This is a genomic window from Streptomyces sp. CA-288835, assembly GCF_050936385.1.
Classification (GTDB): domain Bacteria; phylum Actinomycetota; class Actinomycetes; order Streptomycetales; family Streptomycetaceae; genus Streptomyces.
Genome location: NZ_JBNJMW010000001.1, coordinates 8,517,141 through 8,542,024 on the forward strand (window position 1 = coordinate 8,517,141; position 24,884 = coordinate 8,542,024).

The following is a 24,884-nucleotide window of genomic DNA, read 5'->3' on the forward strand; positions in this document are numbered from 1 at the left end:
TCACCTGCAAGGGTGGGGAGGCGGTCGCACATTCACCATCATCCGAGGAGCAGAGCAAGTGAGCAGCAACAGCGGTGACGTACGGCTCTGGGGCGGCCGTTTCGCCGACGGTCCCGCCGAGGCCCTGGCGAAGCTGTCCGCGTCCGTCCACTTCGACTGGCGGCTCGCGCCGTACGACATCGCCGGTTCACGCGCCCACGCGCGCGTGCTGCACAAGGCGGGCCTGCTCACCGACGACGAGTTGACCCGGATGCTCGCCGGGCTCGACCAGCTCGAAGCCGATGTCGCCGACGGCTCCTTCGTCGGCACCATCGCCGACGAGGACGTCCACACCGCCCTGGAACGGGGCCTGTTGGAGCGGCTCGGCCCGGACCTCGGCGGCAAGCTGCGCGCGGGCCGCTCGCGCAACGACCAGGTCGCCACGCTCTTCCGGATGTATCTGCGCGACCACGCCCGCATCATCGGCGGCCTGATCGCCGACCTCCAGGACGCCCTGATCGGCCTGGCTGAGGCCCACCCGGACGTCGCCATGCCGGGCCGTACGCACCTTCAGCACGCCCAGCCGGTGCTGTTCGCGCATCACGTACTGGCCCACGCCCAGGCCCTCTCCCGGGACGCCGAGCGCCTGCGCCAGTGGGACGAGCGGACGGCCGTGTCGCCGTACGGCTCGGGAGCCCTGGCCGGCTCCTCCCTCGGCCTCGACCCGGAGGCGGTCGCCAAGGACCTGGGCTTCGAGCACGGCAGCTCGGGCAACTCCATCGACGGGACGGCCTCCCGCGACTTCGTCGCGGAGTTCGCCTTCATCACCGCGATGATCGGCGTGAACCTCTCCCGGATCGCCGAGGAAATCATCCTCTGGAACACGAAGGAGTTCTCCTTCGTCACCCTCCACGACGCCTTCTCGACGGGCTCGTCGATCATGCCCCAGAAGAAGAACCCCGACATCGCGGAGCTGGCCCGCGGCAAGTCGGGCCGCCTGATCGGCAACCTCTCCGGCCTGCTGGCCACGCTCAAGGCCCTGCCCCTCGCCTACAACCGCGACCTCCAGGAAGACAAGGAGCCGGTCTTCGACTCCTGCGACCAACTCGAGGTCCTCCTCCCCGCGTTCACCGGCATGATGGCAACCCTGACCATCAACCGCGAACGCATGGAGGAACTGGCCCCCGCCGGTTTCTCCCTCGCTACGGACATCGCCGAGTGGCTGGTCAAGCAGGGCGTCCCGTTCCGAGTAGCACACGAGGTAGCGGGCGAGTGCGTAAAGGTGGCCGAGTCCGAAAACAAGGAACTCGACCAACTGACGGATGACCAGTTCGCAAAAATCTCCAACCACCTGACCCCCGAAGTCCGCACAGTACTGAACGTCCCCGGAGCCCTGTCCTCCCGCAACGGCAGGGGCGGCACAGCCCCGAGCGCGGTAGCAACCCAACTGGTGGAGGTAAAGGCAGACGTGGCAAAGCAACACGAGTGGGCAACGGCAAAGGAGAAGCGGTAGGGCAACGCCCCGATAGGGGCGCGGGGAACTGCGCGACAAGCCACAACGAACCCGCACTCGCCCACGCACCATACAAACCGAGCTCGTAGGCGGGGGTCGAAGGGGCGCGCAGCCCCTGCAGGATGGGACGGGTAGGGGCGGCGGGGGCGAGAAAACCCGGTGGCGAACCCCCACGGGTTACGTTGGTCGCGCACCCGTACCGGAGCCAACCGAACGGAGCCCGCGATGCCCTTCGCCCGCCTCGCGACCGCCACCACCCCCACCTGCCACATCGGCCTGGGCCTCGCCGCAGTAGCCCGCCCCGGCTACATCAACCTCGGCCGGGAGGAAGACCTCCCGGCCGCCCGCACCGTCGAAGCCCTACGCGAGCGAACCCACGAACTCCTCGACGCCGCCTACGCCCAAGGCGTCCGCTACTTCGACGCAGCCCGCTCCTACGGCCGCTCCGAGGAGTTCCTCGCCGACTGGCTCCGCACCCACCCCCACATCGACGACGTAGTCATCGGCAGCAAATGGGGCTACACCTACACCGCAGACTGGCGCACGGACGCCGAGCAACACGAGGTCAAGAACCACAGCGCGGCCACGTACGAGCGCCAGCGCGCCGAAACGGCCGCCCTGCTCGGCGATCGCCTCGACCTCTACCAGATCCACTCCGTGACCCCGGACAGCCCGGCCCTCACCGACAAGGAACTCCACGCCAAGCTGGCGGAAGCCGCCGCCCAGGGGATCACGATCGGCTTCTCCACCAGCGGACCGGCCCAGGCCGAAGCCATCCGCACCGCGCTCGCCGTGACAGTCGACGGCGAGCCCCTGTTCCGTACCGTCCAGGCCACCTACAACGCCCTGGAAACCTCCGCCGCACCCGCCCTCGCCGAGGCCCACGACGCCGGACTCACCGTGCTCGTCAAGGAGGCCATGGCCAACGGCCGCCTCGCCGGCCCGCACGCCCCCGAACCCGTACGCTCCATCGCCGAGTCGGCGGAACTCGGCCCCGACGCGGTGGCCCTCGCCCTCGTCCTGCACCAGCCCTGGGCCGGCGTCGTCCTTTCCGGAGCGGCCACCGTCAATCAGCTCGTCTCGAACCTGCACGCCGCGGTGGTCGACCTCGACGACGAACAGGTGGCCCAGCTGGCCGCACTCGCCGAGGAGCCGCACGCGTACTGGGAACGGCGCGGGCAGCTTCCCTGGCACTGAGCACCACCCGATCCCACCGAAGCACCGGCATGGATGAGCCACGTACGCCTTGAATGAGACATGAACGTCTCATATGGGTTATGGTCGTCTCATGGCTGTCGACCGCGCACACGTACTCCGCAGCGCCGCAGCGCTGCTCACCCGCAAGGCCACGGCCACCATGGACGAGGTCGCCAAGGCGGCCGGGATCAGCCGGGCCACTCTGCACCGCGAGTTCGCGGGGCGGGACGCGCTTGTACGGGCCCTTGAAGCCCTCGGCATCGAGGAGTGCGAGGCCGCGCTGGACGCGGCGCGGCTCGACGAGGGGCCCGCGAGCGAGGCCGTACGCCGCCTCGTGCGCGAGATCGAGCCCGCCGCCGGACTGCTCTCCTTCCTCTACACGGAGAACCAGCTCTTCGAGGGCGAGCAGCAGAACGAGGGCTGGGGGCGGCTCGACGCCCGAATCTCCGCGCTGTTCCGCCGTGGCCAGGAGAGCGGGGAGTTCCGTATCGACCTCACCCCGGCCTGGCTCACCGAGGCGCTGTTCGGGCTGATCGCGTCCGGCGTCTGGGTCGTCCTGACCGGCAAGGTCGCCGCCAAGGACGTCCACTACATGATCGTCGAGCTGTTGCTCGGCGGCGCACTTCGGAGGGAACCATGACCAGCACGCAGCAGTGGACGGCGGCGACGGAAGTGGAGAAGCGCCCCGGGCGCTGGCTCGCGCTGTCCGTGCTCGTCCTCGCGGTGCTGCTCGTGGCCGTCGACGCGACCGTGCTGGGGCTCGCCACTCCGTACATCAGTGAGGATCTGAAGCCGTCCGGCACGCAGTTGCTGTGGATCGGTGACGTCTACTCGTTTGTGATCGCCGGTCTGCTCGTCTCGATGGGCAGCCTCGGCGACCGTATCGGCCGTAAGAAGCTGCTGCTCATCGGCTCGGTCGCGTTCGGTCTTGTGTCCGTGCTCAACGCCTATGCGAGCACTCCTGAGTTGCTGATCGTGGCGCGGGCGCTGCTCGGTGTCGCGGGTGCGACCCTGATGCCCGCCACGCTCGCCCTCATCCGCAACCTCTTCCACGACCCGCGCGAGCGCAGTCTCGCCGTCGGCATCTGGGGCGCGACCGCATCCGCGGGCATGGCGATCGGACCGATCGCCGGCGGTTTCCTGCTGGAGCACTTCTGGTGGGGCTCCGTCTTCCTTATCAACCTCCCCGTGATGGCGGTCCTCGTCCTCGTCGGCATGAAGCTGCTGCCCGAGTCCCGCAACCCCGAGCCCGGCCCGTGGGACCTGACCAGCGTCTTCCTGTCCCTCGTCGGCATGGTCGGCATCGTGTACGGGGTCAAGGAGACCGCCGCGCACGGGGTGAGCGGGCAGGCGGCTGCCGCGGGACTGCTCGGCGGCGTCGCGCTGTTCGGCTTCGTACGCCGTCAACTCACCCTGAAGTCACCGCTGTTGGACATGCGGCTGTTCCGCCACCGTGGCTTCTCGGCGGCCGTGCTCGCCGATCTGCTGACCATTCTCGGTCTGTCCGGGCTGGTGTTCTTCCTCTCGCAGTATCTGCAACTCGTCCAGGGCATGCGGCCGTTGATGGCGGGTCTCGCCGAACTGCCCGCCGCGGTGGGCGCGGTGGCGGCCGGTCTGATCGCGGGCACGGTGGCGCGCCGGTACTCGGTCCGTGCCGTCGTCGCGGGCGGGCTCGCCGCGGTCGGCCTCGCACTGGCCACGCTCACGCTGCTGGGCCAGTCCACCGGCTACCCGCTGCTCGGCGGTGCGCTGCTGGTCGTGGGCGTCGGCGCGGGCTTCTCGTTCACCGTGACCGCCGACGTGATCCTCTCCAGTGTGCCCAAGGAGCAGGCGGGCGCGGCGTCCGCGGTCTCCGAGACGGCGTACGAACTCGGCGCCGCCCTCGGTATCGCGCTGCTCGGCTCCATCGTCACCAGCGTCTACGCGGGTTTCACGGCTCCGGCCGGTACGCCCCCGGAGGTGGCCGCCGCGGCACACGAGTCCCTGGGCGGCGCGGTGGAGGCGACGGCGGGTCTGCCGAACGCGGAGGCGCTGCTGAACGCCGCCCGCGCGGCCTTCGTCGACGGGCTCACGCTCGCGGCGGGCGCCGGGGCTGTGGTGCTGCTCGGCGCGGCGGTGGCGGCGTGGTTCCTGCTGCGCGGGCAGAAGCTGGAGAGCGGGACGGAGCACCCGTAACCGCCGGGCGCTGTGCCGGCGTACGGCTCAAATCCCCAGCTCAGGGGTTCCTTTAAGCTCGCTTTCGCCTTCACCTGATGGTCTTGGTCGCGTACCCGATGTCGTCCCATACGGCTGAAGGAGCCACCGACCATGACACGTCGTACCCGTAAGACAGTTGTCGTCGCCGTCACCGTGCTGGCCGCCGCGGGCCTGGCCGGAGGCGGTGTCGCCATCGCCGCCGACGGTGACGAACCGAAGCGCGACAAGGTCGAGTTCGTCGTCGAGGAAGGCACGTCGAACAGCGGAACCAGTCTCTACGACCGCGAGGACTGCCCCGAGAAGGACGGGACCGGCGGCAGCAGCCCGTCCGAGTCCACGGGCGATCCCGCCGAAGCACTGTGACCGCCCCATGACCGCCGCATCCCCGTCCCCCGGAGGCCATGAGGATCGCGTGAGCCGTGAGGACCACGCGAGCCATCATGGCCGCGCGAGCCTTGACGGTCGCGAGAGCTTTGACCGCGAGGGCTTTGAGGGCCGTGAAGGCAAGCTGCTCGAAGAGGCGCTCTTCGAGGTCAAGCGGGTGATCGTGGGACAGGACCGCATGGTGGAGCGGATGTTCACCGCGGTCCTGGCCCGTGGGCACTGCCTGCTGCAGGGTGTGCCGGGTGTCGCCAAGACGCTCGCCGCGAAGACGCTGGCCGAGGTCGCGGGCGGAAAGTTCGCGAGGCTCCAGTTCACCCCGGACCTCGTACCGTCCGACATCTCCGGCACCCGGATCTACCGGCAGTCCAGCGAGACCTTCACCGTCGAACCCGGCCCCGTCGTCGCGAACTTCGTCCTCGCCGACGAGATCAACCGCGCCCCCGCCAAGGTGCAGTCCGCACTTCTCGAAGTGATGGGCGAGCACCAGGTCTCCATCGGCGGCACCACCATCCCCGTCCCCGAGCCGTTCCTCGTACTCGCCACCCAGAACCCCATCGAGTCCGAGGGCGTCTACCAACTCCCCGAAGCCCAGCGCGACCGCTTCCTGCTCAAGGTGGAGATCGCCGCCCCGAGCGAGTCCGAAGAGCTCGCGATCCTCTACCGGATGAGCGTCGACCCGCCCCGGGCGCGCCCCGTTCTCACCCCGGAGCGGCTCATCGCGCTCCAGCGCGCCGCCGACGAGGTGTTCGTGCACCACGCGATCGCCGAGTACGCGGTACGGCTGATCGTCTCGACCCGTGAACTCGCGGGCCGCGACGGCCGGCTGGCGCATGGAGCGGGGCCTCGCGCCACCCTCGGCCTGGTCGCCGCCGCCCGCGCGCTCGCTCTGCTGCGCGGCCGGGGCTACGTCCTTCCCGAGGACGTACACGATCTGGCTCACGAGGTCATCGCGCACCGGCTGGTGCTGTCCTTCGACGCGCTCGCCGACGGAGTCACCGGAGCCGAGATCGTCGACGAGGTGCTGGCCGCGGTGGAGCAGCCACGGGTCAGTCCGCGCCACGACCTCGGGCCCGACCCCCAGGAGTATGTGGCATGAGCGGCAGCACCCCGAGCCTGCGCGAACTCACCCCCGAACAGGCCCTGAAACACCTGGAGTTGCTCTTCACCCGCCGTCCCGACGGCCTCCTCCAGGGCGATCACACAGGGCTGGTGCCCGGCCCCGGCAGCGAGGTGTCCGAGACCCGTCCGTACGTCATCGGGGACGACGTACGGCGGATGGACTGGAGCGCCACCGCGCGCACCACCGTCCCGCACGTCCGGCTCACCCTCGCCGACCGCGAACTGACCACCTGGATCGTGCTCGACGCCTCCGCGAGCATGGACTTCGGCACGGCTCAGATGGAGAAGCGGGACCTGGCCGTCGGTGCCGCCGCGGCCGTCGCGTTCCTCACCGAGCGGGCCGGGAACCGGATCGGCGCCCAGATCACCGGGCCCGACGGTATCCGGCGGATCCCGCCGCGCACCGGCCGCGCCCACCTCCTCAGAGTCCTGCGCGCCGCCCTGGACCGGCCCCGTGTGGCATCCGGCCCGCCCGTCGCCGGGCAGAGCCTCGCCGACGCCCTGTACGCGCTGCGCACTCTGCCGGGGCGGGGACTCGTCGCCGTCGTCTCCGACTTTCTGGAGACGGGCTGGGAGCAGCCGCTGCGTACGATCGCCCACCGGCATCAGTTGCTCGCGGTCGAGACGGTCGACCCCCGCGAAATGGAGCTGCCCGCTGTCGGGTTGCTCACCGTCGTCGACCCCGAGACGGGTCGCAAGCGGGAAATCTCCACCAACGCACGGCGGTTGCGCGAGCGGTACGCCGCGGCGGCGCAGGAACAGCGGGCGTTGATCAAGGCCTCCATACGCCGGTCTGGCGCGGCCCATCTGCGGCTGCGTACGGACCGTGACTGGGTGCGGGATGTCGTACGTCATGTCGCGGCCCAGCGGCGCAGGGCTGGAGGCGGTGCCGCGTGAACGTCCGGTCCGCGCAGGTGAGCGCCACGTCGCCGTCACCGTCACCGCCGCCGTCCGCATCGGTCCTCTGGGAGCTGCCATGAGTCTGCGTTCGCCTGGCTGGCTGTTGCTTCTGGTGCCGTTGCTGGCGCTGATCGCCGTGTATCTGGTGGTGCAGCGACGGCGCGGCCGGTACGCCGTCCGGTTCACCAATCTCGATCTGCTGGACAAGGTCGCGCCCAAGCAGCCCGGCTGGCGGCGGCATGTCCCCGCGGCTGCCTTCTGCGCGATGCTCTGCCTGCTGATCGTCGGCTTCGCGCGGCCCTCCACCGAGGTGCAGGTGCCGCGTGAACGGGCCACGATCGTCGTCGCCTTCGATGTCTCGGCTTCCATGGAGGCCACGGATGTCGAGCCGACCCGCTTCGAGGCGGCCCAGCGGGCGGCTCTCGCCTTCGTCGACCGGTTGCCCGAGCGCTTCAACGCCGGGCTGGTTCCGTTCAGCGGCACCGCGAATGTGGCGGTGCCGCCGACCACCGATCGGGCTGCGCTGCGCACCGCCATCGAGCGGCTCACCACCGGTGAGGGCACGGCGATTGGCGAGGCCGTCGTCGCCTCGCGCGACGCCGTCCGCACGCTCGACCGGGAGGCCGAGCGGCGCCCGCCGCCCGCGCACATCGTGCTGCTGTCGGACGGCTCCAACACCACGGGGCGCTCCATCGAGGACGCGGCCCAGGAGGCGGCCGGCGACCGGATTCCCGTCTCGACGATCGCGTACGGCACGGAAGGGGGCACCATTGAGCTGCCCTCGGGCGACAGCATTCCCGTCCCTGTGGACGGGCCCGCACTGGAGGACCTTGCCTCCAGCACCGGGGGCGACTTCCACGAGGCCGCGACCGGAGAAGAACTCCAGGCGGTGTACGAGGACATCGGCAGCTCCGTGGGGCATCGCACGGAGGAGCGCGAGATCTGGCAGTGGTTCGTCGCGGCCGGGCTGCTTGCGGCTTTGGCCGCCGCAGCGACTTCTTTGCTGTGGTTCTCGAGGTTGCCGTGATGCGGGGGCGCTCCGATGGGAGGGCGGTTTGGTGGTGCGGGTCCGTTGCGGGTGGGCGCGCCCAGGCGGCGGGGGCGCATGGGTGGCGGGACCGCGCCCCTTTGGGGTTCGGGCCCTGCCCCGGAAGGCAGTTCAACACTGCGGGTTCGTTGTGGCTGGTCGCGCAGTTCCCCGCGCCCCTTACGGGCGCTGCCCCGGACGGGCCGTCCGAGGCTGCGGGTGTGTTGTGGCTGGTCGCGCAGTTCCCCGCGCCCCTTTCAGGGCCGCTGGTCGCGCCCTGCGGCAGACCGCGTGTGTTGCGGCGCCGCGCCCCTTTCGGGCCGCTGGTCGCGCCCAGCGGCAGAGCCGCGTATGTCACAGCCCCGCGCCCCTGGAGCGCGCTGGTCGTGCGCCGCGGTGGGGGAGGAGCCGTATATGTGCCGCCGCCCCGTGCCCGGAGGGGCGCTGGTCGAGCCGCAACTTGAAACAGACCCGTGCCCGTGTGCCCTCACAGGGTCCGCGGTGACCTAGGAGGAGCTTTCGTGTCCGAGAACCGATACACCGGCCACCCGGGACCCGCGGCCCCTCCGGGGGCCGGGGCCGATGGTCGCGATCATCCGTACGGTGACGGCGGAGCTGACGACGGCTGGTCGAGGCCGGAGGCCGATGGTCGGTACCCCGGGCTGGCTGCTGCGCGCAGCGGCCCCTTCGATGGTGCGGGCGCCGGGGACGCGGAACCGGTCGCGCCGTCGCCCGAGTCGGACGGCGGTGTGGAGCCGGGCGCCCAGGCCGGAGCCCCGTCCTCGAGTGGGCCCGTCGAGCCACCGCACGTGGGCCTTGGCGAGCCCCGCGGGCCCGCGTTCGTGCCGGGGCGGCCGCCGCCGGCCTTCGGGACGGCGGCGCAGGCGGGCCGGACGCCGGAGGCGTATGCGTCGCCGTACGCAGGCCCGCAGCCGCCGGCCCCGCGGGCGCCCCGTAAACCCCGGCCGGTCGTCGCGGCCGTCCTCGCCGCCGTGCTTGCGGGCGGCGCCGCGGGGTACGCCGCCGGGGGCTTCGGCGAGGCGGAGTCCGACGCGCCCGCCGCCGCGCAGAACGTCGGCGGGCTCGAAGCCGTTGCCGCGCGGGTGCTGCCCAGCGTGGTGTCGATCCAGACTGACGACGGTCAGGGCTCCGGGTTCGTGTTCGACGCGCGTGGGCGGATTCTCACCAACGCGCATGTGGTGGCGGGCAGTTCCGAGGTGTCGATCGAGTTGCAGGACGGCCGGCGGCTGCGTGCAGACGTGCTCGGTGATGATCGTGCCAACGACGTGGCCGTTCTTGAACCCGAGACGGCACGCGGTCTGCGCGCCGCCGATCTGGCCACCGGCGCCCGGCCCGGCGTCGGCGACACCGTCCTCGCCATCGGCTCCCCGCTCGGCCTGAGCGGAACCGTCACCTCCGGCATCGTCAGCGCCCTCGACCGCTCCGTACAGCTCGGCGAAGGCGGCGAGCGACGCCCGGCGCTGCAGACCGACGCGTCGATCAACCCGGGAAACTCCGGCGGACCCCTCGTAGACGCCCGCGGCCGCGTCATCGGCATCAATACGGCCATCGCGACGTTGGACCAGCAACGCGGTGGTTCCATAGGCATCGGGTTCGCGATCCCCGTGGCCGACGCCAGGGAAGCCGCGCAGGCGATCATCGACGGAAGCTAGCGGCAAGGGGTGGAACACCATGAGGCTCCTGGTGGTCGAGGACGAAGAAGACCTGGTCGTCGCCCTCAAGGTCGGCCTCGTCAGGGCCGGGTACGCCGTCGACGTCGCCCCGGACGTCGACACGGCCACGGAGAAGCTGGCCGTGAACGACTACGACCTCGTCCTGCTGGACCTCAATCTGCCGGACGGCGACGGGTTCTCGGTGTGCCGCGCGGTACGGGCGACCCAGGGCGGCCCGCGCATCCTGATGCTCACCGCCCGCGACCGGCTCGCCGACCGCGTCCGCGGCCTCGACGAGGGCGCCGACGACTACCTGGTCAAACCCTTCGCGCTGCCCGAACTCCTCGCCCGTATCCGCGCCCTGCTGCGCCGCGAGGACGGCGGCACCTCGGTCGTCGAGGTCGGCGAACTCCGCCTGGACACCGCCCGCTTCGAGGCCTTCCGCGGGGACCGCCCACTCCACCTCACCCCCAAGGAATTCGGCGTCCTGCACTACCTGATGACCCGCCCCGGCCGCGTCGTACCGGCCGAGGAACTGCTCGAACACGTCTGGGACGAGAACGCCGACCCGTTCACCAACACCGTGCGGGTCACGGTCGGCTCCCTGCGCCGGAAGATCACCGGAGACGAGGAGCCCCTCATCGAGACCGTCATCCGGCAGGGCTACCGCCTCAAGGAGGACACCGGGCTCAGGGAGGACGACGGGCTCAGAGAGGACGCGGGATGACCGGCCACCACCGCCGGGGCCGGCTGACCGCCCCACTCCGCCTCGCGCGGGCGAGGCTGCACCTGCCCGCCTTCACCCACACCATCCGCTTCCGCCTCACCGTCCTCTACTCCGGCCTGCTGTTCGTCCTCACCGCCCTCGTCCTCGGCGCGACGTACTTCGTGGTCGAGCGCAGCGGCGAGGCACATCCCGTCAGCAATTCGTTCCAGGCGAAGAAGTACATCAACGGCGTCTATATGGGCGAGTTCGACGCCGTGAAACTCAAGGAGGTCGAGGCCGCGGTCAACTACTCGACCCTGGACAACCTCCGCCGCTCCTCCTTCGTCGTCCTCGGCGGCCTCGGCGTCACCAGCCTCGCCATCGGCTGGATCCTCTCCGGTCGCGTGCTGCGTCCCGTACGGGCCATCTCCCGTACGGCCGCCGACATCCAGGCCACCGACCTCTCGCAGCGCATCCGGCTCGACGGACCGAAGGACGAACTGCGCGACCTCGCCGACACCATCGACTCCATGCTCGACCGGCTCGACGAGGCCTTCCAGGCCCAGCGCCAGCTCATCGACGACGCCTCGCACGAACTGCGCAGCCCGCTCGCCATCATCCGCGCCAACCTGGACGCGGTCCTGACCACCGAGGAGTCCGACGAGGCGGAACGCAGAGCCGCCGCCCGCAGCGTGGACCGCGCGACCACCCGTATGACCCGCCTGGTCGAGGACCTGCTGGCCACGGCCCGCCGCACCGCACCCGCACTCGCCGACGCCGACGTGGACCTGGCCGCGGCGGCCGGCGAGGCCTGCGAGGAGTTCGCACCGCTCGCCGCCGAGCGCGGTCTCGTCCTGCACCGCAGCCTCGCCACAGGCCTGACGGTCATCGGCGACCACGACGCGCTACGCCGGGCGATGGGCAACTTGCTCTCCAACGCCGTACGACTGGCTCCGCCCGGCACCCGCATCACGGTCTCGGCGGGCCGCTCGGAAGGCTGGCTCTGGACATCCGTACAGGACGAGGGCCCCGGCATCTTGGACGACGACCAGGCCCGAGTCTTCGACCGCTTCTGGCGAGCAAAAAGCAACGGCGGCACCCGAGACCGCCACGCGGGCCTGGGCCTAGCCATAGTCCGCCAGATAGTGGAATCCCACGGCGGCCAAGTCCGCCTCTTCTCCCGAATGGGAGAGGGCTCAACCTTCGTCCTGTGGTTCCCAGCCTCGGGCGCAGAGCAGTTGGATGGCGGACCACCGGAAGAACGGCCTACCTGACTACGCGACGTTCAGGGGAGCGCCCCTTGAGGAGGCCGCAGGCCTCTTAGGGCGCGGGGCTGTTTCAATTTGCGGCTCCGCCGCGTGGGCGCGACCAGCCACGACGGCCCCGCAGCCGACAAACACCTTGTAGCGCCCGACGCTTAGTCGCCCCCGCCCCACCCAGCGGAGCGGCTACGCCGCTTTGGCCTTGGTTGCGTACATGTCGACGTACTCCTGCCCCGACAACCGCATGACCTCAGCCATCACCGAATCGGTGACCGCCCGCAGCACATACCGATCCCGATCCATCCCCTCGTACCGCGAGAATTCCATCGCTTCCCCGAAGCGAACCGTCACGCGGCCAGGTCGCGGAATCCCCGCCCCGCCCGGCTGCAACTTGTCCGTGCCGATCATCGCGAACGGAACGACCGGCGCCCCGGTCATCAGCGTCAGCCGCGCGATACCCGTACGACCCCGGTACAGACGCCCGTCGGGGGAGCGCGTGCCCTCCGGATAGATGCCGAAGATCCGGCCCTCCTCCAGGACCCGCCGGCCGGTCATCAGCGCCGCGACCCCGCCGTTCGCACCGTCCCGGTCCACCGGGATCATGCCGACGCCGGTGAAGAACCAGGCCATGAGGCGGCCCTTCAGCCCCTTCCCGGTGACGTACTCGTCCTTGCCGATGAAGAAGACCTGCCGGTTGCAGACCAGCGGCAGCACGATCGAGTCGATGAACGTCAGATGGTTGCCGGCCAGGATGACCGGTCCGGAGCCGGGGATGTTCTCCGCGCCTTCCACTCGTGCGCGGAACATCAGGCGCATGATCGGTCCGAGCACTGCCTTGATGAACGCAAAGCGGGACAACGAGCCCTCCGGTGTCAAGGGGGAGTGAAGAGTCTCTGCAGGTGAGGACGATACTCGCGGCACCCGGGGTGTTGCACACCGGGTTCACGCAGTGGATACGCAGTGTCGCTACTTGTTTACCTGGGGTGGCGCGCTGTTGCACGCTCGACACCTGCCCGAGATGTGTGACAAATGCCGCATCCATGAAGTCCGGGTTCCCTCAACTCCCGCACCTCATACGACACTGAGCATCATCCGTGTGTTCCGTCCCAGGTCTCCCATCCGTCACCCAAGGGCACCTACGATCGTCCGGATTTGGCAGGTGCAGGGCAGCAACCGGAGGAGCGCACATGGGGACGCAGGGGTCGGACGCGCAGGGGCAGGGCACCAGACGGCGGACGCTGCTCGGGGCCGCGGTGCTGGGCGCGGGCGGAGCGGCCGTCGGGCTGCCCGGGACGGCCGCGGCCGCCGAACGGCACGGCGGCGGCTACAAGAGCCTGCCGGTGCCGACGATCATCGGGCACCGCGGGGCCAGCGGCTACCGGCCGGAGCACACCCTGGGCGCGTACCAACTGGCCCTCGACATGGGCGCGCACGTCATCGAGCAGGACCTCGTCCCCACCAAGGACGGCCACCTCGTGTGCCGCCACGAGAACGACATCACCGGCACCACCGATGTCGCGAACCGCCCCGAGTTCGCCGGCCGCAAGACGACGAAGAGCGTCGACGGCGTGTCCTTCACGGGCTGGTTCACCGAGGACTTCACGCTCGCCGAGCTCAAGACGCTGCGCGCCAAGGAGCGCATCCCGGGCAACCGCCCGCACAACACGCTGTACGACGGCCGCTGGGACATCCCCACCTTCGAGGAGGTCCTGCGCTGGGCCGAGCGCGAGAGCCGTAAGCGCGGCAAGGAGGTGTGGCTGCACGTCGAGACCAAGCACCCCACCTACTTCCGCGGCCTGGGCCTCGGCTTGGAGGAGCGGCTCGCCAAGCTGCTGCGCAAGTACGGCAAGCACAAGAAGAACTCGCCCGTGTTCCTGCAGTCCTTCGAGCCCAGCAGCATCCAGCGGCTGAACAAGCTGGTCGACAACCCGCTCGTCGTGCTGCTGTCCTCCGCGAACAGCCGCCCCTGGGACTTCGTCCAGGCGGGCGACCCGCGCACCGTCGCCGACCTCGTCAAGCCCGAGGGCTTGAAGTGGATCGCCTCGTACGCGCAGGGCCTCGGCCCCACGCTCGACCTGATCATCCCGAAGGACGCCAGCGGCAAGCTCACCAAGCCGACCACTCTCGTCAAGGACGCGCATGCCGCGGGCCTGATCCTGCACCCGTACACGATGCGCAACGAGAACACCTTCCTGCCCGCCGACTTCAGGAAGGGCACCGACCCGAACGCCTACGGCGATGTCTTCGGTGCCTTCAAGGTCTACTTCGAGACCGGCATCGACGGCGTGTTCACCGACAACCCGGACACCGGACTCCTCGCCCGCGAGGACTTCGTCAACGGCTGAGGTCAACTACTCAGTCACGAGGCACCAGTTGGAGTGATAAACGGTCGCTCCGGGCAACCTCTCCCGGGGCGACCTCGTCGTCCCGCATATGACGCATGACATGTCTGCCCCGGATATGGCGGCCACGGATAGGTCCGCCACGGGCATGGTCGCCGAGCTGAGCCCACTGCTCGCCGCCGAGGTGTCCGCGGAGGCCCATGCCTCCGGGACCGAGCCCGGCGACCTCGAACAGGCCGTCTGGCTGCGACTCCTGGAGCGCCTCGACGAGGACGGCCCGCCCGCCGACCCCGCCGACTGGCTGCGCGTCGCCGTCCGCACCGAGGCCCGCCGCAACCGGCACACCGCGAGCATCGAGCAGCCGTACGCCACCGAGCCCGCCGACGACCGCGGGCCGGGCCCGGAGCAGCTCGCGCTCACCGCGGCCCGGCGCCGCGCCCTGCACTCCGCCGTACGTCGGCTCCCCGGTCGCTGCCCGCGTCTGATGGCCGCGCTGTTGTCCCCGCATGACCTGACATACCGGGAGATCGCGGGGGAGTTGGGTATCTCACAGGGGAGTCTTGGTCCGGAACGTTCCAGATGCCTGGGATGTCTGCGTCGAATGCTCACGGGGGAGGTTGCGCCCTGGTGAGCGCGGGGATAGGAGTGAGGGACAACCGGCGGAACAGGTGAGCGGGAGGCATGCACACATGGGCATGAGCGTGACCATCTCGGGGGCGACCGAGCAGGACGCCGAACAGATCCTCAAACTGCAGTTCCTCTGCTACCAGAGCGAGGCCGAGCTGTACGGCGACTACAGCATCGAGCCCCTCACCCAGACCCTCGCCTCCCTCAAGGCGGAGCTGGCGAGCGGCACGGTCCTGGTGGCCCGGCTCGGCGACGAGGTGGTGGCCTCGGTGCGCGGCTCCGTCGACGCGGACGGTACGGCGCGTATCGACAAGCTGATCGTTCACCCGCGTATGCAGCGCCACGGCCTGGGCGGACGACTGCTCGACGCCATCGAGGCGAGGCTCTCCGAAGGTGGCGCGGTCAAGAGCTTCCAGCTGTTCACCGGGCACCGCAGCGAGCACAACCTCCAGCTGTACCGGCGGCACGGCTACGAGGCCGTGGCCAGGCGCCGCGTCCACGAGCGGCTCACGCTGGTGACGCTGGCCAAGCCGGTGGCGGCGGGCGCGTTCGTAGCGAGCGCCTAACCCTGCTCTCCGGCAGGCACCTCGGCCTAGCCCTGCTCCTCGGTACGCGCCTTGCGCAGCCAGAACATCGCCGTCACCGGGAGCAGTACGGGGATGAACAAGTACCCCATGCCGTAGTCCGACCACACCGTGGCGTCGGGAAAGGCGGAGGGGTCCGCGAGGGTCCAGGTGCCCACGGTCAGTACGCCCACGAGCTCGGCGGCGCAACACACCAGCGCCGCCTTGCGGGCCGTTTCGCCGCCGCGGACGAGTGAGTACGTGATGAAGCCGTACACGAGTCCGGCGACCGCGGACAGCGAGTAGGCGAGCGGCGCCTTGTCGAACTCCGTCGCGATCTGCACGACGGAGCGCGAGACGGCGCCGACGACCATCACTCCGTACAGCCAGACCAGCAGCATGCCCGGACCGCCGATGAGCCGCGTCCGCGCCGGCTTCTCCTCGGCCACAGGCACCTCAGCCTCCCCAGATGTCATAGAGCCGCACCTGCAGCACGGCGAGCACCACACCACCGGCCGCTACCGTCACCGAGCCCCAACGGGTGCGCTCCGCAAGCGACATGAAGCCCGCCGCCGGGATACAGGCGAACGCGCCGATCAGATACGACACGAAGATCGTCGTGCCCTGCTCCGGCTTCTCACCGCGCGCCAACTGGACGATCCCGACCACCAACTGCACCAGGGCGAGCAGTGACACCACCGCCATACCGATGAAGTGCCAGTCCTTCGTCGGCTGGTCCCGATAGGCGGCCCAGCCGCACCACGCGGCGAGCACGAGCGCGGCGACGGCGGTCGCCCACGTCAGGGCATCAAGCATGCTCAGACCCTATTACGGGCCAAAAGACCTGGCTCTCGCGCCCCGGCCCGTGCTCCTGACCGCCCCGTGGTGCGGTCGGGTGCTCTGATGCTGCATGCTGGGCAGTTCAGCAGGCCCGATGGTCCCTGAAGGTTACGGAGTGGCGCATGACGAACACCTTCCCCGACGTCTCCCTCAGCACGGAGCGGTTGGTGCTGCGCCCTCTTGAGGACGACGATGTTCCCGCCCTCACGGAGATGATGAACGACGAGCTGGTCGTCGCCTGGACTCCGGTACCCCAGCCGTTCACCGAGGACTCGGCCCGCAACTGGGTCACCGAAGAGGCGCCCGTCGAGCGCACCGCGGGCCGGGGCCTCGATCTCGCCGTCACCGAGTTCCTCACCCAGCGCCTGGTCGGAGTCATCCAGCTGAGCAAGGCCAACTGGCACGTACGCGCCACGGAGATGTCGTACATCATCGCGCCCTGGGCGCGCGGCGAGGGCTACGCCTCCGAAGCCGCGCTCGCCACCGCCCAATGGCTGCTGCGCGACCAGAAGTTCGAGCGCCTGGAGCTGCGTACGGCGGCCGACAACACCGCCTCCCAGCAGGTCGCCCAGAAGATCGGCTGTATCAGCGAGGGCGTCCTGCGCGGCGCCTGTATAGCCAGGACCCGCACGGAGGACGGCGGCTGGGCCGACCTTCGTACGGACTACATCGTGTGGAGCCTCCTCCCCGAAGACCTCGACGGCGTCGGCGAGCAGTCCGACGACTCCGGCGGTTTCACGTACTCCGACTGGAACTGAACCAAGGGGGCAGCCGCCGCGACCCCCGCCCACATCACCACAAGTCACCAGGTACGCTCACGGGGCTCCGCGCACACCCCCACTTTCGACGACCTGCGAAGACTTCAGGAGACTGACGACGATGGCCGACCGGGTCACGGTGATCGGCTGGGACGGCTCGCCCCTGACCGACGCGGCGCGCTCCGCACTCGGTGCCGCCACCCTGGTGGCCGGCGCGGCCCATCATCTGTTGCTGCCCGAGGTGCCACCGGCCGCCGAACGCATCAGGCTCGGCAGCGTCGCCCTCGCCGCCCGCCGCATCGCTGGACACCGCGGCACCGCCGTGGTCCTCGCCGACGGCGACCCGGGCTTCTTCGGAGTCGTACGCACCCTGCGCGCCCCCGAGTTCGGCCTCGAGGTCGAAGTGGTGCCCGCGGTCTCCTCGGTCGCCGCCGCCTTCGCCCGCGCCGGAATGCCCTGGGACGACGCCCAGGTGGTCGTCGCCCACCGCCGCACCCTGCGCCGCGCCGTGAACGTGTGCCGCGCCCACACCAAGGTCGCCGTCCTCACCTCGCCCGGCGCCGGACCGGCCGAACTCGGCCTGCTCCTCGAGGGAGTTCACCGCACGTTCGTCATCTGCGAGGAACTCGGCACCGACCGCGAACAGGTCACGATGCTCACGTCCGACAAGGCCGCCGACCACACCTGGCGCGACCCGAACGTCGTCATCGTCCTGGGCGGGCCCGTAGCTTCGACCGAGCGCGGCGGCTGGATCGCCGGACGCGACCCGGGCGCGGGCCCGCGCGGCTGGGCGCTGCCCGCCGAGGCGTACGGCGGCGCGGTCGGCGAGGGTGAGAACGAGCCGCTGCGCGCCGCTCAACTCGCCCATCTGGGACCGCGCGTGGGCGATCTCGTCTGGGACATCGGCTCCGGCAGCGGCGCCTTCGCCACCGAGGCCGCGCGCTGCGGGGCCGGGGTCATCGCCGTGGACCGCGACCGGGACGCCTGCGCCCGCACCATGGACGCCGCCCGCCGCTTCGGCGTACCGCTCCAGATCGTGCACGGCACCGCGCCGCACATCCTGGAGAACCTGCCCGAACCCGATGTCGTACGCGTCGGGGGCGGGGGTGCCGCGGTGGTCTCCGCCGTCGCCGACCGGCGCCCCCAGCGGATCGTCACGCACGCCGCGACCCGCGACGCGGCCGAACTCATCGGCAGGGACCTGACGGAGCACGGCTATCAGGTCGAGTGCGCGCTGCTGCAGTCCGTCGAACTGGACACGCGGGCCTGGACGGAGAAGGAGCGGAACGTCGCGTTTCTGCTTACCGGCAGACTCCCCGTTCGCAACCCGTGATCCTGTTGTCGTACCGCTCGCGGTAGGCTGGCCGACCGTTGTACTGCGTCGGCTTGTCCGAAATATCGTCGGTCAATGTCCGGAAAACGGGCCCCAATTGGGATCCGCGTGGTACGGCGGGCTGGCGGGCGCGCAACGTGGCGCAGTCCACAGCGGACCGTGGTGGATCACGCTGCCAGGGTGACCGGCCGACAGCGACAATGCCTGTTAATGGCTTTGTCGACTGGCCGTTCGTGCCGCCCGGCACAGACGCTCGTTCTTCACTGCGGGCGGTCGCCGCGCCGCTCCGGACGAGCAGGTCGTAGAGCACAAACCGAGCGAGGGGTACGCATGACCGACACCGGCCAGGTTCCGGGCGAGGGATTGCCGGAGAGCGCAGGCATGGTGGAGCAGCCGGGCGCCCAGGCGCCGGGTGCGTACGCCTACCTCTCCGAGACCCCCGCCGAGGACCACGAGGACCTGTTGCTGCTGCCGGGCGCCCAGGGCGCCTGGGGCAACGAGGTCCCTCCGCCGCCACCGGCTCCCGTACCCGAGGTGGTGCATGAGCCCGGGCCGCACGAGATGTCGGGCCGGGACAGCGGATCGGTCGACCTGAGTGGCGTCCGACTGCCGGAGCCCGAGCCCGCCGGTGAGTCGGCTTCCGAGCCCGTGAACGAGCTTGAGCCTGTTGCCGAGCGCGAGTCCGCGCCCGAGCCTGTTGCCGCGCCTGCGCCCACGCCTGCGCCGCAGCCGCCCGTGGCACGGCGTCCGCTGCACCTCGGTCCGCCGACGCCGGACAGTGCCGGGAGCCCGGTGCGTTCGCTGGCCGACCGCGGTCCGGCCGGTGCTCCGGCAGGCCCCATGTCCGTACGGCAGTCAGGGCCGCCCGCGGAGGCTCCCGAGCACCGTGACGTGCCGCGCGACGAGTTCGCCTTGCAGGGGGCGGTGCCTTGGGGAGCCCAGGCACACGCCGGTGCTGAGGTGGGCGCTGCAGAAACGGTCGTCCGGGGTGGTGCGGAGGGCGACGCGGTGGGGCAGGGCTCCGAGGGCGTGGGGGGCGGTGAGGTTCCTCAGGTCGGGCAGGAGTCTGGGGAGGATGCGGCTCCGCCGGTGGTTGAGGAGGCGGGTGGTGACGGGGCTGTAGGTCCCGAGGGCGCCGATGGTTCCGAGACCGCTCACGGTTCCGAAGCCGCCTACGGTTCCGAGGCCGTGCAGGGTCCCGAGGACATGCAGGCTTCCGTCGACGTGCCGGTGACGGAGTCCGTGTCGGTTGAGTCCGAGATCCACGGGCCGGCCGAAGTCGCGGACGCCGTAGGGGAGTTCGAGGCTTTGGCTGAACAGAGCTCGGAGGCCGGGCAGTTCCCGCAAGAGCCCGCTCCTGAGGCGGCCCACGTCTCGGATGAGGCGGGCCAGGTGACGGAACCCGCACAGTACGAGGGCGCCGCTCAGCACGAGGACCCCGCGCACCTTGAGGCTCCCGCGCAGGCGTCGCACACGCCCGAACACCCCGACGCCACGCACTTCCAGCCCGCACCGGCGGTCTCGCACTTCCCGCACGCGCCCGATCCCGAACTGCCCGCGCACGCCGTTGAAACGCAACTCCCGGATCACGCCGAGCAGTTCGCGGAAGCCGAGCCGCAGGCCCCGGTCGGTGGCGGGGACGAGTCGGCGCAGCCCGTGGTCACCGAGGAGGCCGCGCAGTTCGCGGACCCCGTGGAGGCCCCGGCCCAGTCCGACGCCCCGGCCGCGGACCCCGCCGATCCGCAGCACGCCACGCCCGCCGACGCGGCCGTACCCGCGCACGGCCTGGAGCAAGCCCAACCCGAGCAGCCCGTCGGCCAGTTCGTCCCCGTTGACGGCACCATCCCGACGACTCCCCACCTCGCCCCGACACCCCCGCACGGCATGAGCGTCCCGCCGCTCCCGGATGCGGAACAGCCCGCGGAGGCAGCACCGGACGCGGGGGAGGAGCCCGCACCCGTCGCCTCGGAAACCGCCGAACCCTCGGCCCCCGAGGTAACTCCCGTACCTGATCCCGCAGTTGAGGCCACTGAGGTCACTGAGGGTGCTGAGGCCCTTGAACAGCAGCCCGTAGCAGCCCAACAGCCAGAGGACCTGGACACCCTGGCCTCCGCCGACCAGGCCAACGAGGCCAACGAGGCAGAGCAATCCGATGAGGCTGAGCAGAGCGAGCAGGAGGAGACCCCGGCCCGCGTAGAGGACGTAGCGAACGCAGCGGCAGCGGACGTACGCGACGAGCCCACCACCCCCGCCGCCCCCGGCTACAACGACGCCGAGCGCGAGGCCGTCCTGCGCGTCATGCGCGAGCGCCGCGACATCCGCAACGGCTTCCGCAGCGACCCCATCCCGCACGACGTGCTGCTCCGCGTCCTGGAGGCGGCCCACACGGCGCCTTCCGTCGGCCACTCGCAGCCCTGGGACTTCGTCGTCATCCGCTCGGCCGAGACCCGCCGCACCATGCACGAACTGGCCCAGCGTCAGCGCGACGCGTACGCGAAGTCGCTGCCCAAGGGCCGGGCGAAGCAATTCAAGGAACTGAAGATCGAGGCGATCCTCGACACCCCGGTGAACATCGTCGTCACCGCCGACCCGACCCGCGGCGGCCGTCACACCCTGGGCCGCCACACCCAGCCGCAGATGGCCCCGTACTCCTCCGCGCTCGCGGTCGAGAACCTGTGGCTGGCCGCCCGCGCCGAGGGCCTCGGCGTCGGCTGGGTCAGCTTCTTCGACGAGCGCGAAATGGTCCGCACTCTCGGCCTGCCCGAGCACCTGGAGGTCGTGGCATACCTCTGCGTCGGATACGTCGACGAGTTCCCGGAGGAGCCCGAGCTGCTGCAGGCCGGCTGGTCCAAGCGCCGCCCGCTGTCCTGGGTCGTCCACGAGGAGACGTACGGCCGCCGCGCCCTGCCCGGCGCGGAGCCGCACGACCTGCTCGCCGAGACCGTCTCCAACATCCGCCCGCTGGACGCCAAGGCACTCGGCGAGGCTTGGGAACGCCAGAAGCGCATGACGAAGCCCGCGGGCGCCCTCGGCATGCTGGAGATCATCTCCGCCCAGCTGAGCGGCCTGTCCCGGATGTGCCCGCCCCCGATCCCGGAACCCGCCGCCGTCGCGATCTTCGCGGGCGACCACGGCGTACACGCCCAGGGCGTCACCCCGTGGCCGCAGGAGGTCACCGGCCAGATGGTGGCCAACATCCTGGGCGGGGGAGCGGTGGTCAACGCCTTCGCCGGCCAGGTCGGCACCGAGGTCTGCGTCGTCGACGTGGGCGTCGCCTCCGACCTGCCCGCCACCCCGGGCCTGCTACCCCGCAAGGTACGGGCCGGCACCGCCGACATGACGACCGGGCCCGCGCTGACCCGCGAAGAGGTCAAGCGGGCGATCGAGGTGGGCATCGACACGGCCCGTGATCTGGTGGCAGCGGGCAACAAGGCCCTGATCACCGGCGAGATGGGCATCGCGAACACCACCGCGTCCGCCGCCCTGATCGCGGTCTTCACGGACGCCGACCCCTCCGAGGTCACCGGCCGCGGCACCGGCATCAACGACGAGACGCTGGCCCGCAAGACCGAGGTCGTACGCCGAGCCATCCAACTCCACCAGCCGGACCCCGCCGACCCCATCGGCGTCCTCGCCGCGTTCGGCGGCCTCGAACACGCCGCGATGGTCGGCCTGTTGCTGGGCGGCGCCTCCCTGCGTACGCCGGTGATCCTGGACGGCGTAAGCGCCGGCGCCGCCGCCCTGGTAGCCCGAGCCATCGCCCCCGAGGTCCTGGCAGCCTGCATCGCAGGCCACCGCAGCGCCGAACCAGGCCACGTAGCCGCCCTCAACAAACTGGGCCTCCGCCCCCTGGTAGACCTGGACCTCCGCCTGGGCGAAGGCACAGGCGCCCTACTGGCCCTCCCCATGGTCCAAAGCGCAGCAAGAGCAATGCACGAGGTAGCAACGTTCGACTCAGCAGGGGTAACAGAGAAGTAGCCGCGGGCCAGTCTGTGGGCAGTCGTTCCGCAGGGCGGAACGGGTGGGCACAGCCCACAACGCACCCGCACGTGCCCACCCACCCCCGGGGGCCCGGGGGCAAAGCCCCCGGTTCCGGGAAGGGGCGGGCCTGGGGAAAGAAACCCCACCCACCCCAGCCCCCACCCACCCGCACCGTAAAATCCGCACGTCAGGGGGTCCTCCAAAGCCGCAGGACCCCACCCGCAATGTCCCGCAAGAAGGGCCGCACCTCCATGGCCGAACACCCCGCCTACCCCGTAGGCCTCCGCCTCACCGGCCGCCGAGTAGTAGTCCTGGGCGCCGGCCAGGTAGCCCAACGCCGCCTCCCGGCCCTGATCGCAGCAGGCGCGGACATCCACCTCGTATCCCCCGAAGCCACCCCCTCCGTAGAGGCAATGGCAGAAGCCGGCGAGCTCACCTGGCACAGGCGCCCCTACGAGGAGGGCGACCTGGCCCACGCCTGGTACGCCCTGATCGCCACCAGCGACCACGAAGCGAACACCGGAGCCTCGGCCGAGGCAGAAGCGAACCGCGTCTGGTGCGTCCGCTCCGACGACGCCGACGCGGCCACCGCCTGGACCCCCGCGACCGGCCACAGCGAAGGCGTCACGGTCGCCGTCCTCACCACGAACGCCCGCGGCCGCGACCCCCGCCACACCGCCGCCATCCGCGACGCGGTCGTCGAGGGCCTCCACGACGGCACCCTCGTGGCCCCACACCACCGCACCCGCGCCCCCGGAGTCGCCCTGGTCGGCGGCGGCCCCGGCGACCCGGACCTGATCACGGTCCGCGGCCGCCGCCTCCTCGCCGAGGCGGACGTGGTCATCACCGACCACCTGGGCCCCCGCGACCTGCTCGCGGAGCTGCCCTCCAGCGTCGAGGTGATCGACGCGGCGAAGCTGCCGTACGGCCGGTTCATGGCCCAGGAGGCCATCAACAACGCGCTCATTGAACACGCAAAGCAGGGCAAGTCGGTCGTACGACTCAAGGGCGGCGACCCCTTCGTCTACGGGCGCGGTATGGAGGAGGTCCAGGCGCTGGCCGAGGCCGGCATCCCCTGCACGGTCGTGCCCGGCATCTCCAGCTCGATCTCGGTCCCGGGCGCCGCGGGCATCCCCGTCACCCACCGGGGCGTCGCCCACGAGTTCACCGTGGTCAGCGGTCACATCGCGCCCGACGACGAGCGCTCCCTGGTCGACTGGCCGTCCGTGGCCCGGCTGACCGGCACGCTGGTGATCCTCATGGGCGTCAGTACGATTCCGAAGGTCGCCGAGACGCTCATCGCGCACGGCAAGTCCCCGGACACGCCCGTCGCCCTGGTCCAGGAGGGTACGACGGCCGCCCAGCGCCGGGTCGACGCGACCCTCGAAACGGTGGCGGAGACCGTACGCGCCCAGGACGTGAAGCCCCCGGCGGTCATCGTCATCGGCGACGTGGTGAACGTGGGCCCGAAGCCCTCCGCGTAACCCGTGGTAACCCAACTCTGTCCAAGCCGTTGGCACCGCACCCGGGACAAGGCAGTATCGCTCTGTGGCCGATCTCATCACCGTTGAGGAACCCGACGACCCGCGCCTGCGCGACTACACGGGCCTGACCGACGTCGAGCTGCGCCGCAAGCGCGAGCCCGCCGAGGGTCTGTTCATCGCCGAGGGCGAGAAGGTCATCAGACGGGCCAAGGACGCCGGTTACGAGATGCGCTCGATGCTGCTCTCCGCCAAGTGGGTCGACGTCATGCGCGACGTCATCGACGAACTCCCCGCCCCGGTATACGCGGTGAGCCCCGAACTCGCCGAGCAGGTCACCGGCTACCACGTACACCGCGGCGCCCTCGCCTCCATGCAGCGCAAACCGCTGCCGACCCCCGACGATCTGCTTCAGACGGCCCGCAGGGTGGTCGTCATGGAGTCGGTCAACGACCACACCAACATCGGCGCAATCTTCCGCTCCGCCGCCGCCCTCGGCATGGACGCGGTCCTCCTCTCACCGGACTGCGCGGACCCGCTCTACCGCCGCAGCGTGAAGGTCTCCATGGGCGCGGTCTTCTCCGTCCCGTACGCGCGACTCGACACCTGGCCCAAAGGCCTCGAGACCGTCCGCGAGGCGGGTTTCGCCCTCCTCGCGCTCACTCCGGACGAGAAGGCCAAGAGCCTCGACGAGGTCGCCCCGCACCGGATGGAACGGGTCGCCCTGATGCTGGGCGCGGAGGGCGACGGCCTGTCCACCCAGGCCCTGGTGGCCGCGGACGAATGGGTCCGCATCCCGATGGCCCACGGGGTGGATTCGCTGAATGTGGGTGCAGCGGCAGCGGTGGCCTTCTACGCGGTCGCGACGGGCCGTCCTCAGCCCTGAGGCCGCATCGCCGCATCGAGCTCGGGGAAGACGCGTCGGCTCAGCACCGGCTAGGTCCTGTCTCGGGGAGACAGGGCCTAGAAGGCCGATGAAGATGTTGGGTTCTGGTCCTGCCGC

The 24,884-nt window shown here is 70.7% G+C and carries 22 protein-coding genes; 19 read left to right on the forward strand and 3 right to left on the reverse strand.

What is annotated here, in order from left to right:
* The first annotated feature begins 58 nt into the window (after positions 1-58).
* From argH to ACQEVY_RS38490, 11 genes are all read left to right on the forward strand, one after another.
* Positions 59-1,492, forward strand: a complete 1,434-nt coding sequence (gene argH / locus ACQEVY_RS38440; protein ID WP_432954329.1) for an argininosuccinate lyase — start codon at positions 59-61, stop codon at positions 1,490-1,492.
* Positions 1,493-1,717: 225 nt separating this feature from the next.
* A complete protein-coding gene (locus tag ACQEVY_RS38445) occupies positions 1,718-2,689 on the forward strand; it encodes an aldo/keto reductase (RefSeq protein ID WP_432954330.1) in 972 nt (323 codons plus the stop codon).
* Positions 2,690-2,780: 91 nt separating this feature from the next.
* A complete protein-coding gene (locus ACQEVY_RS38450; RefSeq protein ID WP_432954332.1) occupies positions 2,781-3,329 on the forward strand; it encodes a TetR/AcrR family transcriptional regulator in 549 nt (182 codons plus the stop codon).
* Positions 3,326-4,864 (forward strand): MFS transporter, encoded by a 1,539-nt coding sequence (locus ACQEVY_RS38455; protein WP_432954334.1) that lies wholly within the window; start codon positions 3,326-3,328, stop codon positions 4,862-4,864. The genes ACQEVY_RS38450 and ACQEVY_RS38455 overlap by 4 nt, the downstream gene beginning before the upstream one ends.
* A 132-nt stretch (positions 4,865-4,996) precedes the next feature.
* Positions 4,997-5,248, forward strand: a complete 252-nt coding sequence (locus ACQEVY_RS38460; protein ID WP_328772852.1) for a hypothetical protein — start codon at positions 4,997-4,999, stop codon at positions 5,246-5,248.
* 49 nt (positions 5,249-5,297) lie between these two features.
* Entirely contained in the window at positions 5,298-6,365 is a 1,068-nt protein-coding gene (locus tag ACQEVY_RS38465; protein WP_432954336.1) for an AAA family ATPase, read from the forward strand.
* A complete protein-coding gene (locus ACQEVY_RS38470; protein ID WP_432954337.1) occupies positions 6,362-7,285 on the forward strand; it encodes a DUF58 domain-containing protein in 924 nt (307 codons plus the stop codon). The genes ACQEVY_RS38465 and ACQEVY_RS38470 overlap by 4 nt, the downstream gene beginning before the upstream one ends.
* A complete protein-coding gene (locus ACQEVY_RS38475; RefSeq protein WP_432954339.1) occupies positions 7,242-8,315 on the forward strand; it encodes a VWA domain-containing protein in 1,074 nt (357 codons plus the stop codon). Before ACQEVY_RS38470 ends, ACQEVY_RS38475 begins: the two co-directional genes overlap by 44 nt.
* A gap of 521 nt (positions 8,316-8,836) precedes the next feature.
* Complete coding sequence (locus ACQEVY_RS38480; protein WP_432954341.1) at positions 8,837-9,988, forward strand: S1C family serine protease; 1,152 nt, start codon at positions 8,837-8,839, stop codon at positions 9,986-9,988.
* Between the two features lie 19 nt (positions 9,989-10,007).
* Positions 10,008-10,715, forward strand: coding sequence for a response regulator transcription factor (locus ACQEVY_RS38485; RefSeq protein WP_432954342.1), 708 nt, complete (start codon positions 10,008-10,010; stop codon positions 10,713-10,715).
* Positions 10,712-11,968: a sensor histidine kinase gene (locus tag ACQEVY_RS38490; RefSeq protein WP_432954344.1), complete on the forward strand. Its 1,257-nt coding sequence runs from the start codon at positions 10,712-10,714 to the stop codon at positions 11,966-11,968. The genes ACQEVY_RS38485 and ACQEVY_RS38490 overlap by 4 nt, the downstream gene beginning before the upstream one ends.
* 174 nt (positions 11,969-12,142) lie before the next feature.
* Here the strand turns inward: ACQEVY_RS38490 and ACQEVY_RS38495 are convergent, their stop codons facing one another.
* On the reverse strand, positions 12,143-12,832 hold the full coding sequence (locus ACQEVY_RS38495; protein WP_432954345.1) for a lysophospholipid acyltransferase family protein: 690 nt from the start codon (positions 12,830-12,832) through the stop codon (positions 12,143-12,145).
* A 311-nt stretch (positions 12,833-13,143) separates the two neighbouring features.
* Between ACQEVY_RS38495 and ACQEVY_RS38500 the strand changes: the two genes are divergently transcribed.
* The 3 genes from ACQEVY_RS38500 to ACQEVY_RS38510 all read left to right on the forward strand — a co-directional run bounded on the left by ACQEVY_RS38500 (position 13,144) and on the right by ACQEVY_RS38510 (position 15,491).
* Positions 13,144-14,301, forward strand: coding sequence for a glycerophosphodiester phosphodiesterase (locus tag ACQEVY_RS38500; protein ID WP_432954347.1), 1,158 nt, complete (start codon positions 13,144-13,146; stop codon positions 14,299-14,301).
* A 100-nt stretch (positions 14,302-14,401) separates the two neighbouring features.
* The gene (locus tag ACQEVY_RS38505) at positions 14,402-14,929 is read left to right on the forward strand and encodes a sigma-70 family RNA polymerase sigma factor (protein ID WP_432954349.1); all 528 of its coding nucleotides are present in this window, start codon (positions 14,402-14,404) and stop codon (positions 14,927-14,929) included.
* 58 nt (positions 14,930-14,987) lie between these two features.
* A complete protein-coding gene (locus ACQEVY_RS38510; protein WP_432954350.1) occupies positions 14,988-15,491 on the forward strand; it encodes a GNAT family N-acetyltransferase in 504 nt (167 codons plus the stop codon).
* A gap of 26 nt (positions 15,492-15,517) precedes the next feature.
* Here ACQEVY_RS38510 and ACQEVY_RS38515 read toward each other — a convergent pair whose 3' ends face one another.
* Positions 15,518-15,964 (reverse strand): hypothetical protein, encoded by a 447-nt coding sequence (locus tag ACQEVY_RS38515; protein WP_432954352.1) that lies wholly within the window; start codon positions 15,962-15,964, stop codon positions 15,518-15,520.
* A complete protein-coding gene (locus tag ACQEVY_RS38520; protein WP_165338325.1) occupies positions 15,945-16,304 on the reverse strand; it encodes a hypothetical protein in 360 nt (119 codons plus the stop codon). Before ACQEVY_RS38520 ends, ACQEVY_RS38515 begins: the two co-directional genes overlap by 20 nt.
* A 146-nt stretch (positions 16,305-16,450) precedes the next feature.
* On the opposite strand from ACQEVY_RS38520, the gene ACQEVY_RS38525 reads away from it, so the two are divergent.
* The 5 genes from ACQEVY_RS38525 (at position 16,451) to ACQEVY_RS38545 (ending at position 24,767) form a co-directional block, all read left to right on the forward strand.
* The gene (locus ACQEVY_RS38525; RefSeq protein ID WP_432954354.1) at positions 16,451-17,086 is read left to right on the forward strand and encodes a GNAT family N-acetyltransferase; all 636 of its coding nucleotides are present in this window, start codon (positions 16,451-16,453) and stop codon (positions 17,084-17,086) included.
* Positions 17,087-17,207: 121 nt separating this feature from the next.
* The gene (cbiE, locus tag ACQEVY_RS38530; protein WP_432954356.1) at positions 17,208-18,419 is read left to right on the forward strand and encodes a precorrin-6y C5,15-methyltransferase (decarboxylating) subunit CbiE; all 1,212 of its coding nucleotides are present in this window, start codon (positions 17,208-17,210) and stop codon (positions 18,417-18,419) included.
* Positions 18,420-18,749: 330 nt separating this feature from the next.
* Positions 18,750-22,397 carry a nicotinate-nucleotide--dimethylbenzimidazole phosphoribosyltransferase gene (cobT, locus tag ACQEVY_RS38535; protein ID WP_432954358.1) on the forward strand — a complete coding sequence of 1,216 codons (3,648 nt, stop codon included), beginning with the start codon at positions 18,750-18,752 and terminating at the stop codon, positions 22,395-22,397.
* A 254-nt stretch (positions 22,398-22,651) separates the two neighbouring features.
* Positions 22,652-23,884, forward strand: coding sequence for a uroporphyrinogen-III C-methyltransferase (gene cobA, locus ACQEVY_RS38540; RefSeq protein ID WP_432955628.1), 1,233 nt, complete (start codon positions 22,652-22,654; stop codon positions 23,882-23,884).
* 64 nt (positions 23,885-23,948) lie between these two features.
* A complete protein-coding gene (locus ACQEVY_RS38545) occupies positions 23,949-24,767 on the forward strand; it encodes a TrmH family RNA methyltransferase (RefSeq protein WP_033324867.1) in 819 nt (272 codons plus the stop codon).
* Positions 24,768-24,884 lie beyond the last annotated feature (117 nt).

Coding starts and splice junctions, on each gene's coding strand:
- ACQEVY_RS38485 (WP_432954342.1), top strand. CDS start 10,008: ATGAGGCTCCTGGTGGTCGAGGACGAAGAAGACCTGGTCGTCGCCCTC.
- ACQEVY_RS38475 (WP_432954339.1), top strand. CDS start 7,242: ATGTCGCGGCCCAGCGGCGCAGGGCTGGAGGCGGTGCCGCGTGAACGT.
- cobT (WP_432954358.1), top strand. CDS start 18,750: ATGACCGACACCGGCCAGGTTCCGGGCGAGGGATTGCCGGAGAGCGCA.
- cobA (WP_432955628.1), top strand. CDS start 22,652: ATGGCCGAACACCCCGCCTACCCCGTAGGCCTCCGCCTCACCGGCCGC.
- ACQEVY_RS38500 (WP_432954347.1), top strand. CDS start 13,144: ATGGGGACGCAGGGGTCGGACGCGCAGGGGCAGGGCACCAGACGGCGG.
- ACQEVY_RS38520 (WP_165338325.1), bottom strand. CDS start 16,304: ATGCTTGATGCCCTGACGTGGGCGACCGCCGTCGCCGCGCTCGTGCTC.
- ACQEVY_RS38515 (WP_432954352.1), bottom strand. CDS start 15,964: ATGACATCTGGGGAGGCTGAGGTGCCTGTGGCCGAGGAGAAGCCGGCG.
- ACQEVY_RS38460 (WP_328772852.1), top strand. CDS start 4,997: ATGACACGTCGTACCCGTAAGACAGTTGTCGTCGCCGTCACCGTGCTG.
- cbiE (WP_432954356.1), top strand. CDS start 17,208: ATGGCCGACCGGGTCACGGTGATCGGCTGGGACGGCTCGCCCCTGACC.
- ACQEVY_RS38470 (WP_432954337.1), top strand. CDS start 6,362: ATGAGCGGCAGCACCCCGAGCCTGCGCGAACTCACCCCCGAACAGGCC.
- ACQEVY_RS38505 (WP_432954349.1), top strand. CDS start 14,402: ATGTCTGCCCCGGATATGGCGGCCACGGATAGGTCCGCCACGGGCATG.
- ACQEVY_RS38525 (WP_432954354.1), top strand. CDS start 16,451: ATGACGAACACCTTCCCCGACGTCTCCCTCAGCACGGAGCGGTTGGTG.
- ACQEVY_RS38445 (WP_432954330.1), top strand. CDS start 1,718: ATGCCCTTCGCCCGCCTCGCGACCGCCACCACCCCCACCTGCCACATC.
- ACQEVY_RS38450 (WP_432954332.1), top strand. CDS start 2,781: ATGGCTGTCGACCGCGCACACGTACTCCGCAGCGCCGCAGCGCTGCTC.
- ACQEVY_RS38510 (WP_432954350.1), top strand. CDS start 14,988: ATGGGCATGAGCGTGACCATCTCGGGGGCGACCGAGCAGGACGCCGAA.
- ACQEVY_RS38490 (WP_432954344.1), top strand. CDS start 10,712: ATGACCGGCCACCACCGCCGGGGCCGGCTGACCGCCCCACTCCGCCTC.
- ACQEVY_RS38455 (WP_432954334.1), top strand. CDS start 3,326: ATGACCAGCACGCAGCAGTGGACGGCGGCGACGGAAGTGGAGAAGCGC.